The organism is Rhodococcus sp. 105337, from assembly GCF_012844225.1.
In the GTDB taxonomy this organism is placed as follows: Bacteria; Actinomycetota; Actinomycetes; order Mycobacteriales; family Mycobacteriaceae; genus Rhodococcus.
Genome location: NZ_JABAGQ010000021.1, coordinates 1 through 13,742 on the forward strand (window position 1 = coordinate 1; position 13,742 = coordinate 13,742).

A 13,742-nucleotide genomic window follows, 5' to 3' on the forward strand; every position below is an offset into this window, starting at 1 on the left:
GTGACGAGTTGGCGGGGTTCGTCTCGGGGTTGTTGCCCGCGTATATGGTGCCGTCGGTCTTGATGGTGCTCGATGAGCTTCCGCTCAACAGCAGTGGGAAGCTCGATCGTAAGGCGTTGCCTTCCCCTGTCTTCGAGGCTCGGAAGTTCCGGGCGCCGCAGACACCCGTCGAACAGGTTGTGGCGTCGGTGTTTTCCGAGGTGCTCGGGGTCGAGCGGGTCGGTCTCGATGATGATTTCTTCGCTTTGGGTGGTAACTCGCTGATCGCGACCCAGGTGGTCGCGCGCCTGGGTGCGGCACTCGGTACTCGGGTGCCGGTGCGGGTGCTGTTCGAGGCGTCCACCGTCGGGGAACTGGCGGTGCGGGTGGAGCAGGTGTCCGGTGGGGGTGCCGGGGTTCCGTTGGTTGCGCGGGTGCGTCCGGCACAGATTCCGTTGTCGTTGGCGCAGCAGCGGATGTGGTTCCTCAACCGGTTCGATCCGGATTCCACCGCATACAACATTCCGCTCGCCCTGCGGATGACCGGTGCACTGGACATCAGAGCGCTGCGCGACGCGGTCGCGGATCTGGTCTGCCGGCACGAATCACTGCGCACCGTCTACCCGGAGACGGAGTCCGGTCCGGTTCAGCGCATCCTTTCGGCGGCGCAGGCGTCGGTGGACCTGACCCCGGAAGACGTCACGGCGACAGACCTCGAGACCCGGATGCGCGAGATCGTCTCGGCCGGATTCGACGTGACGACGAACGTGCCCGTGCGTATGCATCTGCTGCGCGTGACCGACGAGGACCATGTGCTGGTGACGGTCGTGCACCACATCAGTGGCGACGGGTCCTCGATGGTGCCGCTGGTGCGTGACGTGATGACGGCGTATTCCGCGCGCACCGCCGGCACCGAGCCGGCATGGGCGCCATTGGAAGTGCAGTACGCGGACTACGCGCTGTGGCAGCGCGAGGTGCTCGGCTCCGAAGACGACCCGGACTCGACCGCCGCGAAGCAGCTCGCCTATTGGCGTGAGTCCCTGGCCGACCTGCCCGACCAGCTGGATCTCCCGCTCGATCGACCGCGGCCGGCACAGCAGAACTTCCGCGGCGACCGTGTGGAGTTCCGCATCGGTGCCGACCTGCACGGTGAGCTACGCGACCTCGCTCGGGCGCAGAATGCCACGGTGTTCATGGCCGTGCATGCCGCGTTCGCGGCGCTGCTCGCCCGGCTGTCGGGTTCCGGTGACATCGCGGTCGGCACACCCATCGCGGGCCGTGACCAGCAGGCAACGGACGACCTTATCGGCATGTTCGTCAACACGCTCGTGCTGCGGCTGCAGGTGGACGGCGGCAACTCCTTCGGTGATCTGCTCGTCGCTGCCCGTGAAACGGATCTGCAGGCCTTCGCGCATGCTGATATACCGTTCGAACGACTGGTCGAGGTCCTCAATCCGGCGCGCTCGACCGCACGGCACCCGCTTTTCCAGGTCGGATTCTCGTTCCAGAACCAGCGCCGCTCGGAACTCGAGTTGCCCGGTCTCGACGTGACGCCGATCGACCTCGAAGGTGGTGTCGCACAGTTCGACATGCATCTGATCGTTACCGACCGTTACCGCGAGGACGGAGCGCCGGACGGGATCGACGCCGTCCTCACCTACGCGACGGATCTGTTCGAGCGGGAGACCGTGGAAGCGGTCGCAGACAGGCTCGTGCAGCTACTCGGTGCGTTCGTCGAGGATCCCGCTGCGCCGGTCGGCGACCACCTTCTGCTTCTCCCGTCCGAGCGCCACGTTCTCGCCGAACGGAACGAGACCACCCACGACACCGGCGCATCCGCCACCCTCGTCGACCTGTTCGACGAGCAGGTCGACACCCGGCGTGAAGCCGTGGCCCTCGACTACGAGGGCAGGCAGTGGACGTACGGCGAGTTCGACTCGTCGGTGAACCGGCTCGCCCGTCATCTGATCTCGCTCGGTGTGGGACCGGAAGATCGTGTCGCACTTGCAGTTCGGCGCTCGCCTGAACTGCTGGTCGGGATGTATGCGATCGCCAAGACCGGCGCCGCGTATGTGCCTGTCGACCCAGCGCAGCCTGCCGAGAGGAACGCGTACATCCTCGACACCGCTGCACCCGCGGCGATCGTCACGACGAGTGCGGACCCGGTCGGACACGGGCAGGTTCGGGTGGTCGAACTCGACCGCGTCGACCTCTCGGATGTCGCGGACACGCAGGTCACCGATGTCGAGCGGACCGCGCCGCTGCGCCCGCACCATACGGCCTACGTGATCTTCACCTCGGGTTCGACGGGCAGGCCGAAGGGTGTTGCCGTTCCGCACGCCGCGATCGTGAACCAGTTGCTGTGGAAGCGCAGCTTCTTCGGACTCGGCTCGGACGATGCCGTGCTCCTCAAGACGGTCGCCACCTTCGACCTGTCGGTGTGGGAGTTCTGGTCGGCGCTCACGTCCGGTGCGCGTCTGGTCGTGGCAACTGCGGACGGTCATCAGGACCCCGACTACCTGCTCGGACTGCTCCGTGACCGCAACGTCACCACGTTGCACACCGTTCCGTCCATGCTGTCGATGCTCATGACCGTGGCGGCGGGCCCGCTTTCCCCGTCGCTGCGTCGCGTCCTCGCGATCGGCGAGGCCCTGCCAGCTCCGGTGGCACAGCAATTCCGCCAGGCGAATTCGGCGGCGCTGTACAACCTGTACGGTCCCACCGAAGCTGCCGTCTCGGTCACCGTTCACGAGGTCGACGATGCCGACACGGTCATCGTCCCGATCGGTGTGCCCGAGTGGAACACCGCCGTCCACGTTCTCGACGGGCGGCTGCGTCCGGTCGCCCCGGGTGTGGCAGGCGAGTTGTACCTCGCGGGCGCCCAACTGGCGCGTGGCTACCACGACCGCCCGGACCTGACGGCCGACAGATTCGTCGCGGATCCGTTCGGCGGCGGACGCATGTACCGCACCGGTGACATCGTGCGATGGAACCGGGACGGCCGACTCGAGTACCTCGACCGCGCCGACTTCCAGGTGAAGATTCGCGGATACCGGATCGAACTCGGTGAGATCGAGGTCGCTCTGCGCGACCTCACGGATGTGCGCGACGTCGCTGTCGTGGTGCGCTCCGACGCCCGGACCGGCGACCGGCTGATCGCCTACGTCGTTCCGGCCGAGGGGCGATTCGACGAGAACGATGTCCGTTCCGCACTTGCCGAACGGCTTCCGTCGTACATGGTGCCGTCGGCGTTCGTGGAACTCGATGCGCTGCCTCTCAACACCAACGGCAAACTCGACCGGGCGGCACTGCCCGATCCCGGCGTCGAGGCAGGCGTGTTCCGCGCACCGACCAATCCGGTCGAGGAAGTCGTCGCGGATACAGTGGCCGAGTTGCTCGGTGTGGAGCGGGCTGGTCTCGACGACGACTTCTTCGCCCTCGGCGGCAATTCCCTGCTCGCGACACAACTCGCGGCACGTCTCGGCGCGGCGCTCGACACGAAGGTGGCCGTGCGCAAGGTGTTCGAGGCACCCACGGTGGGGGCCCTTGCCGCCCATATCCAGCCTTCCGTCGGGGCGGGGGCTCGCGCCCCCCTCGTCGCCGCACCGCGGCCCGAACGTATTCCGTTGTCGTTGGCGCAGCAGCGGATGTGGACCCTGAACCGGGTCGATCCCGACTCCGGTGTCTACAACATCCCGGTTGCCGTTCGCTTGACCGGTGAACTCGACACCGAGGCCCTCCAGAATGCGGTCTCCGACCTGTTCGCGAGGCACGAGGTACTCCGGACCGTTTACCCGGACACCGAGGACGGCCCCGTGCAGGTCGTCCTGCCGGTTGCAAAGGTCGTTCCGGCTCTGACCCCGATCGATGTGACGCCCGGCGAACTCGTCGACCGTCTCACCGAGATCCTCGGCGCCGGATTCGACGTCACCGGTTCGCTGCCTCCGGTGCGGATGGGGGTGTTCCGGATCTCGGCGAGCGAACATGTGCTGGCCGTGGTGGCGCACCACATCGCCGCGGACGGTTACTCGATGCGACCGCTCGTCCGCGACGTGATGCTCGGCTACACCGCCCGTGCCCAGGGCCAAGCCCCGGGCTGGGAGCCACTCGAGGTCCAGTACGCGGACTACACCCTCTGGCAGCAGTCCGTCCTCGGTTCCGAGGACGATCCGGACAGCGAACTGTCACGTCAACTCGATTACTGGGCAAGCGAACTCGCGGGCGCACCCGAAGTGCTCGAGCTCCCCACCGACCGTCCACGACCGGCCCGGCAGTCCACCGCGGGTGCATCGATCACCTTCGACGTCGGTGAGGAAATCGCCGTCCGAATCGAGAAGGTCGCGCGGGAACACCACGCCACCGTATTCATGGCGATGCACGCCGCCTTCGCGGTGCTGCTCTCCAGGCTGTCCGGCAGCGACGACATCACCGTGGGCACTCCGACGGCGGGTCGTGGTGAAGAAGCACTCGACGGTCTCGTCGGCATGTTCGTCAACACCATGGTGCTCCGTACCCGCGTCACCGGTTCGTCGACGTTTTCGGACCTGCTGGAACAGGCGAGGGACAAGGATCTCGCCGCGTTCGGCAACGCGGACGTGCCGTTCGAGCAGGTCGTGGAACGTCTCGGCGTGCGTCGGAGCAGTTCCTATACACCGCTGTTCCAGGCGATGCTGACGTTCCAGAACATCGAAACAGGGACGTTCGAACTGCCGGGTCTGGCAGTGACTCCGCTCGGGACGGGCGTCGACCAAGCGAAATTCGATCTGCAGTGCACGATCGTCGAACAGTTCTCGCCGAGTGGTGCGCTTCAGGATCTCGCGGTGACCTTCACCTACGCCACGGCGTTGTTCGACGCGGCAACGGTGGAAACGTTCGGTCGGCGCTTCGTCCGGATCCTCGATGCCGTCGCCACCGACCCTCGCACGGTGCTGCGGTCGATCGACATCCGTTCGAACGAGGAACGTGCGCGTGCCGCGCGGCCGCGGAAGGCGCGAACGGTGGCGGATCTTCCCGCACTCGTGACGGCAGCAGCCACGGTCGCACCCGACACGGTGGCCTTCGCGCACGGTGAACGCGAAGTCACATTCGGTGAGTTCGCGCGACGCCTGGACACGATGACGACGACCACAGGCGGTGCGCTGACCGCGGAAGCGCTCGTATCGGTGGTGCTCAACGGGTTGGTGCCGGGAATGCTGCCCGAACTGGGGGCGGACGGCCTCGCGCAACTCGTGCGTGAGGTGATCGCCTTGGCGGAAGGAGTGATCTCCGCGGATTAGTTCTGCGTCGGTCCGTTCGGGATAATCGAGGATCGGATGTCGTTCGACGCTCGGACAGTACCGTCGGGGTCGCGTGAGCGATACAGCGAGCGCAGGTTATTTCAGGAGGATGGGGTAGATGACGAGTGACGTGGCGGGCAATCCGGCGTTGGCAATCGGCGATCTCCCTCGGGTGCTCGCCGCCGTGGCGGACGCCGAACCCGACCGTGTGGCACTGGTCGACGGAGAGACCCGGCTCACCTACGGCAGCCTGCATCAGGAGATCTCCACCCTCGATGCGGCGATGGGTGGCGCGCTCGGGTTCGACGCGCTTCTCCCCGTCGTGCTGTCGAACCTCGCTCCCGGACTGCTCGGCGGCGCAGGCCTTCCCGCGGTCGTCGAGTCGCTTCTCTCCGACGTCCTGGTGGTGCTGGGAGACGACGCGGTCGCGCCGGCGGTAGCCGACCCGAACACCCTCGTTGCCAAGTTCGATGCGCAGGTGGCGGCGACACCGGACGCGACGGCGCTCCGATTCGAGAACGACACCCTCACCTATCGCGAATTCGACGCGCGTGCAAACCGGCTCGCGCGGCACCTGATCGGCCTCGGTGTGGGCCCCGATGTGCGAGTCGGTCTCGCCGTCCGGCGGTCCTTCGAGTTGCTCGTCGGCATGTACGCGATCGTCAAGGCCGGGGGCGCTTACGTGCCGCTCGACCCCGATCACCCGGCCGATCGGCTCGCGTACGTCCTCGAGATCGCCGAACCGGCAGTGGTCGTCACGACCGCACGCGACGAGGTGGACCTGCCCGCATCGGTCCCCACGGTGGCCGTCGACACGATCGACCTGTCGGGCGTCTCCGACGAACCCGTCCGGCCCGAGGAGCGTACGGGCGCCCTGACCGCCGACCACCTGGCGTACGTCATCTTCACCTCCGGGTCCACCGGCCGGCCCAAGGGCGTGGCGGTCGAACACCGCGCAATCGTCGCGAACATCGCCTGGCGTCAGGCCGAGTACGGAATGCGCGCCGACGACGTGGTCGTGCAGAAGACCCCGTTCACGTTCGACGTCTCGGTGTGGGAGTTCTTCTGGCCGCTACAGGTGGGAGCGTGCCTGACCATCGCAGCGCCCGACGGCCACCGCGATCCGGACTACCTCGCCCGCACCATGATCGATCACGGCGTGACCATCGCTCATTTCGTACCGTCGATGCTCGCGGTGTACCTCGAGGAGCCGGCCGCTGCCGCTGTGACCTCCCTGCGCTACGTCTTCGCGTCCGGTGAGGCGCTGCCCCGGCAGACCGTGGCGCGCTTCCACGAGGTGTCGTCGGCAAGCCTGCACAATCTGTACGGCCCCACCGAAGCCGCCGTCGACGTCACCTACTACGCCACCGCGCCCGGCGACACCGTCGTCCCCATCGGTGCGGCGGTACCCGACACCGGCCTCTACGTCCTCGACGAGGGTCTCCGCCCGGTTCCCGACGGAACCGAAGGCGAGTTGTACCTCGCCGGTATCCAGTTGGCCCGCGGCTACCTGCAACGACCCGATCTGACCTCCGACCGGTTCGTCGCAGATCCCTTCGGGGACCCCGGCGACCGCATGTACCGCACCGGCGACCTCGTGAAGACGAACGCGGACGGGCAACTCGAGTACATCGGCCGCACCGACTTCCAGGTGAAACTCCGCGGACTGCGCATCGAACTCGGAGAAATCGAATCGGCGCTGCTCGACCACCCGGCCGTGCGCCGATCCGTGGTGGTGGTGCACAACGACCCGACACTCGGCGACCACCTCGTCGCCTACCTCGTCACTGACGGCCGCGACATCGACCGCACCGAACTCGCGGACGCGGTGCGGAGGCGTCTGCCCGAGTACATGGTGCCGTCGCTGTACGTCGCACTCGACGCCTTCCCCCTGGGTGCGAGCGGAAAACTCGACCGGAAGTCGTTGCCGGAACCGGACTTCAGCTCACTCCAGCGGAAGTACCGGGCACCGTCCACACCGACCGAACACGCGGTGATGGCGGCCTTCGAACAGGTTCTCGGCGTCGAAGGACTCGGCGTGGACGACGACTTCTTCGATCTCGGCGGCAACTCCCTCAGTGCGACCCGTGTGGTGGCCCGACTCGGTGCCGACCACAACGTCCGTATCGACGTCCGCGGGTTCTTCGACGCGCCGACCGCCGCAGAACTTGCGGTGCTCGTCGACGCCGCCGCGGCTGCCGGCGGCGACACGCGTGCGCCGCTGGTCGCCCAGGTCCGTCCGGATCGGGTGCCGTTGTCGCTGGCGCAGCAGCGGATGTGGTTCCTCAACCGGCTCGATCCCGACTCTGCGGTGAACAACATCGCGCTGGCGATACGGCTCGTGGGACGGGTCGAGGTCGAGGCCCTGTCGTCCGCGGTCTCCGACGTGATCGCCCGGCACGAGTCGCTCCGGACCATCTACCCGGACGACGAGGGTGTCGGCAGTCAGCAGGTGCTGCCGGCCTCGGAATTCGTCGTCGACGTGACGCCCGAACCGATCTCCCCGAACGACGTGGTCGCCCGCGTCACCGACATCGTCTCCGAAGGATTCGACGTCACCCGTCAGGTGCCGTTCCGGGTGCGGGTGCTGCGTGTCTCCGACCAGGAGTACGTGCTGGTGGCGGTGGTCCACCACATCTCCGCCGACGGGTTCTCCGCCGGCCCCCTGACACGGGACGTCATGTCCGCCTATGTGTCCCGGGCCTCGGGTAGTGCTCCGCAGTGGGAACCCCTCGAGGTGCAGTACGCCGATTACGCCCTCTGGCAGCGCGAGGTGCTCGGCAGCGAAGACGACCCGTCGTCGCTCATGGCACAACAACTCGACTATTGGCGCCGGACGCTGGCGGAGCTTCCCGACGAGCTGGAGCTTCCACGGGATCGCCCGCGCCCCGCGGTGGCGAGCAACCGAGGAGCGTCGCACCGGCTCGACGTGGGTCCCGACCTGCGTCGTCGTATCGCAGAGCTCGCGCGCCGGCAGGGCTCGACCGAGTTCATGCTGGTACACGCCGCGTTGGCAGTGCTGCTCGGCCGCTTGTCGGGTACCGAGGACATCGTCGTCGGATCACCTGTCGCCGGTCGCGGGGACGCCGCGCTGGACGATGCGATCGGCATGTTCGTCAACACCCTGGTCCTCAGGACTCCGATCGACACCTCCCGGTCGTTCGACGAGGTGCTCGGCAGCGTGCGCGACGTGGACCTGGAGGCGTTCGCGCACGCGGATGTGCCGTTCGAGCGGTTGGTCGAGGTGCTCGATCCTGCCCGTTCGCAGGCGCGTCATCCGCTCTTCCAGGTGATGCTGACCTTCCAGAACATGCCCGTCACATCCCTCGAGCTCCCCGGCCTGTCGGTCGAGTCACTGGAATTCGACACGGCGATCGCGAAGTTCGATCTGCAGGTGACCGTCACCGATCTGGCCGGGTCGGGTGAGCAGTCGAAGGGTTTCGGTATCGAGTTCACGTATGCCACCGATCTGTTCGATGCCGCAACAGTCGAGGGCTTCGCGGAGCGGTTCGTGCGGATCCTCGAGGCGGTGGTGGCTGATCCGTCGTGTCGGGTGGGGGATATCGATTTGCTGGGCGCCGATGAGCGTATTGCGGTGCTCGAGCGGTGGAACGATACGTCGCATCCGGTGCCGGAGTCGACGTTGCTGGATCGGTTCGATGCGCAGGTCCTTTCGAATCCCGACGCGATTGCGGTGGTGTTCGAGGGCGAGTCGTTGACGTATGCGCAGTTCGATGCGCGGGTCAATCGTCTTGCGCGGTATCTGATCTCGCGGGGTGTGGGTCCGGAGACGATGGTCGGGTTGGCGGTGCGCCGGTCGTTGGATCTGCTGGTGGGGATGTATGCGATTGTGCGGGCCGGTGGCGCGTATGTGCCGATCGATCCGGATCATCCGGCCGATCGGATTCGGCATGTGCTCGATATTGCTGATCCGGTGTGTCTGGTGACGACGGCCCGTGATGGGTTCGAGGTGCCGTCCGGGGTGGATGTCGAGGCGATAGAGATCGATCGGCTGGATCTGGAAGGGTTCTCTGCCGAGCGGATCGGTGACGACGAGCGGCGCAGTGTCCTGCGTCCGGACAACACGGCGTATGTGATTTTCACGTCGGGTTCGACGGGCCGGCCGAAGGGTGTGGCGGTCTCGCACGGGGCGATCGTCAATCGTCTCGAGTGGATGCAGCACGAATACTCGCTCACCGGAGCGGATGTGGTGTTGCAGAAGACGCCGTTTACGTTCGATGTGTCGGTGTGGGAGTTTTTCTGGCCGTTGGGTGTGGGTGCGCGGTTGGTGGTTGCTGCTCCGGACGGTCATCGGGATCCGGTGTATCTGGCGACGGTGATGGCGGAGCGCAGTGTGTCGGTGGCGCATTTTGTGCCGTCGATGTTGGCGGTGTTCGTGGCGGAGGCGTCGGTGGGGGCGGCGTCGTCGTTGCGGTTGGTGTTCGCTTCGGGTGAGGCGTTGCCCGCGTCGGTGGCGGGCCGGTTGATGTCGGTGCTGCCGGGGGTGCGGTTGCACAATTTGTATGGTCCGACCGAGGCCGCGGTGGACGTGACGTTCCACGAGGTCGTCGACGCCGATACCGTGTCGGTTTCGATCGGTGCGCCGGTGTGGAATACGCAGGTGTTTGTGCTCGACAGCCGACTCGCGCCGGTGCCGGTGGGTGTGGCGGGTGAGTTGTATCTGTCGGGTGTGCAGTTGGCTCGTGGGTATGTGGGTCGGCCGGATTTGTCGGCGGAGCGGTTTGTGGCGTCGCCGTTCGGTGTGGGTGAGCGTCTTTATCGCACGGGTGATGTGGTGCGGTGGAACGCCGATGGGGAGTTGGAGTACATCGGTCGTTCCGATTTTCAGGTGAAGTTGCGGGGGTTGCGGATCGAGCTCGGTGAGATCGAGGCGGCGTTGGTGTCGCACGATTCGGTCGCTCAGGCTGCGGTGGTGGTGTCGGCCTCGGATCTCGGGGATCAGTTGGTGGGCTTTGTGGTGCCTGTTGTGGGGGCCACGGTGGATCGCGGCGAGTTGGTGCGGTTTGTTTCGGGGTTGTTGCCGGGGTATATGGTGCCGTCGTTGTTTGTGGTGCTCGATGCGTTTCCGCTCAACAGCAGTGGCAAGCTCGATCGTAAGGCGTTGCCTTCGCCCACTTTCGAGACTCGTGAGTTCCGGGCGCCGCAGACTGCTGTCGAGCAGACTGTGGCGTCGGTGTTCGCCGAGGTGCTCGGTGTCGAGCGTGTCGGTGCGGACGATGATTTCTTTGCGCTGGGTGGTAACTCGTTGATCGCGATGCAGGCGGTCGCGCGCCTGAGTGCCGCACTCGATACGCAGGTGCCGGTGCGGGTGTTGTTCGAAGCCTCGACCGTCGAAGCGCTTGCGGGTCTGCTCGAGTCGTCGTCGTTTGCGGGTCGCGTGCCTCTTGTGGCCGGCACTCGTCCGGCGCAGATTCCGTTGTCGTTGGCGCAGCAGCGGATGTGGTTCCTCAACCGGTTGGATCCGGGGTCGGCGGTCAACAACATTCCGGTGGCGATCAGGTTGTCGGGATCGTTGGATGTCGATGCGTTGCAGGCCGCGGTGTCGGATGTGGTGGCGCGGCACGAGTCGTTGCGGACGGTGTATCCGGAGGTCGACGGGGTCGGTTTCCAGAAGGTGCTCGGTGCCGGCGACGCGGTCGTGGAGGTGCGCGCTCTGGACGTGGCTGCCGAGGATGTTGCGGGGCGGGTCGCCGAGGTTGTGGGTGCCGGTTTCGATGTGACGCAGCAGGTTCCGATCCGGGTGCAGTTGTTGCGTGTTGCGCCGGAAGAGCACATTCTGGTTGTGGTGGTTCATCACATCTCCGGCGATGGGTTCTCTATGGCGCCCCTGACTCGTGATGTGGTCACCGCGTACGCAGCGCGGGCCGCGGGCCGGGAGCCGGGGTGGTCGGCGCTCGAGGTGCAGTACGCGGATTACACGTTGTGGCAGCGTGAGGTTCTCGGCGACGAGTCCGATCCGGAGTCGCTGCTTGCGCGGCAAACCGAGTTCTGGCGCAGTGCTTTGGCGGATCTGCCGGAGGAGTCGACGTTGCCGGGGGATCGGCCTCGTCCGGTGGTGTCGAGTTACCGGGGTGCGTCGCACGGTTTCACGATCGATGGTCGTATTCGTGCGGGTATCACCGAGGTGGCACGCCGCAGTGGTGCAACGGAATTCATGGTCGTCCATGCTGCGTTGGCCGTGTTGCTGTCACGGTTGGGCGCGAGTTCCGATGTTGCGATCGGGACGCCCGTCGCGGGTCGTGGTGAGGCTGCGCTCGATGATCTGGTGGGTATGTTCGTCAACACGCTCGTATTGCGGACGTCGGTTGATGGTGGGGTCCCGTTCGGGGAGTTCCTCGATACCGTTCGGGGGACAGATCTCGATGCGTTCGCGCATGCGGATGTGCCGTTCGAGCGGTTGGTGGAGGTGCTCGATCCTGCGCGTTCGCAGGCGCGTCATCCGTTGTTCCAGGTGATGCTGACTTTCCAGAATTTGGCGGCTGCGGAGCTCGAGCTGCCTGGTCTGAGTGTCTCGGGTGTCGACTTCGATGCGCAGATCGCGAAGTTCGATCTGCAGGTGACGTTGTCGGACGGGTTCGCGGAGGATGGTTCGCCGGACGGCTTCCATGCGGAGTTCACCTATGCCACCGATTTGTTCGATGCTTCGACGGTCGAGGGCTTTGCGGAGCGGTTCGTGCGGATTCTCGAGGCAGTGGTGTCTGATCCGTCGGGTCCGGTAGGGGATATCGATCTGCTGGGCGCTGATGAGCGTGTTGCGGTGCTCGAGCGGTGGAACGATACGTCGCATCCGGTGGCGGAGGCGACGTTGCTGGATCGCTTCGACGCGCAGGTTGCTGCGTCGCCGGATGCGGTCGCGGTGGTGTTCGAAGACGAGTCGTTGACGTATGTGCAGTTCGATGCGCGGGTCAATCAGCTTGCGCGGTATCTGATTTCGCGGGGTGTGGGTCCGGAAACAACCGTCGGGTTGGAGGTGCGCCGGTCGTTGGATCTGTTGGTCGGGATGTATGCGATCGTGCGGGCCGGTGGCGCGTATGTGCCGATCGATCCGGATCAGCCTGCCGAGCGCAACGCCTACATCGTGGAGATGGCGTCGCCGGTGTTGGTGGTGTCGACGTCGCGGGACGGGTTCGACGTTCCGGTGTCGGTGCCGGTGGTGTCGATCGACACTCTCGATCTTGCCGAGGTGTCGGCCGCGCCGGTCTCGGACGAGGAGCGGATTTCGCCGCTGCGACCCTCGAATACCGCATACGTGATTTTCACGTCGGGTTCGACGGGCCGGCCGAAGGGTGTGGCGGTCTCGCACGGGGCGGTCGTCAATCGTCTGGAGTGGATGCAGCACGAATACTCGCTCACCGGAGCGGATGTGGTGTTGCAGAAGACGCCGTTCACGTTCGATGTGTCGGTGTGGGAGTTTTTCTGGCCGTTGGGTGTGGGTGCGCGGTTGGCGGTTGCTGCTCCGGACGGTCATCGGGATCCGGCGTATCTGGCGAAGGTGATGGCCGAGCGTGGTGTGTCGGTGGCGCATTTTGTGCCGTCGATGTTGGCGGTGTTCGTAACCGAGGCCGGGGTCTCGGATCTGTCGGGTCTGCGGTTGGTGTTCGCATCGGGTGAGGCGTTGTCGCCGCCGTTGGCGGCGCGGGCGCGGGCGGTACTTCCGGATGCTGCTGTGCACAATTTGTACGGTCCGACCGAGGCTGCGGTGGATGTGACGTTCCACGAGGTGTCCGATGCCGATGCGGTGTCGGTGCCGATCGGTGTGCCGGTGTGGAATACGCAGGTTTATGTGCTCGACGGTCGACTGGCGCCGGTGCCGGTGGGTGTGGCGGGTGAGTTGTATCTGTCGGGTGTGCAGTTGGCTCGGGGGTATGTGGGTCGGCCGGATTTGTCGGCGGATCGTTTTGTGGCGTCGCCGTTCGGGGCGGGTGAGCGGTTGTATCGCACCGGTGATCTGGTGCGGTGGACAGGCGACGGTGAGTTGGAGTACATCGGTCGTACCGATTTTCAGGTGAAGTTGCGGGGGTTGCGGATCGAGCTCGGTGAGATCGAATCTGCTCTTCTGGGCTTGGACGGCGTCGGTCAGGCCGTGGTGCTGGTGCGTGCGGATGCGCATGCGGGTGAGCAGTTGGTGGCGTATGTGGTGCCGGCTGCGGGTGCGTCGGTGGATTCTGTGGTGTTGTCGCGTCGGTTGGGTGCGGTGTTGCCGGCTTATATGGTGCCGTCGGCGATGGTGGTGCTCGATGAGTTGCCGGTGGGTTCGTCGGGCAAGTTGGACCGTAAGGCGTTGCCTTCCCCTGTCTTCGAAGCTCGGGAGTTCCGGGCCCCGCAGACACCCGTCGAACAGGTTGTGGCGTCGGTGTTTTCCGAGGTATTGGGCGTCGAGCGGGTCGGTCTCGATGATGATTTCTTCGCTTTGGGTGGTAACTCGCTGATTGCGACCCAGGTGGTCGCGCGCCTGGGTGCGGCACT

The 13,742-nt window shown here is 65.8% G+C and carries 1 protein-coding gene and 1 pseudogene; both read left to right on the forward strand.

Annotation, left to right across the window (positions count from 1 at the left end):
- Positions 1–20: 20 nt before the first annotated feature.
- A pseudogene (locus HF886_RS20710) lies at positions 21–5,255 on the forward strand (amino acid adenylation domain-containing protein); the annotation flags it as partial.
- Positions 5,256–5,373: 118 nt separating this feature from the next.
- Positions 5,374–13,742 (forward strand): non-ribosomal peptide synthetase (locus tag HF886_RS20715; RefSeq protein WP_169653362.1); only part of this gene is annotated, 8,369 nt, incomplete at its 3' end.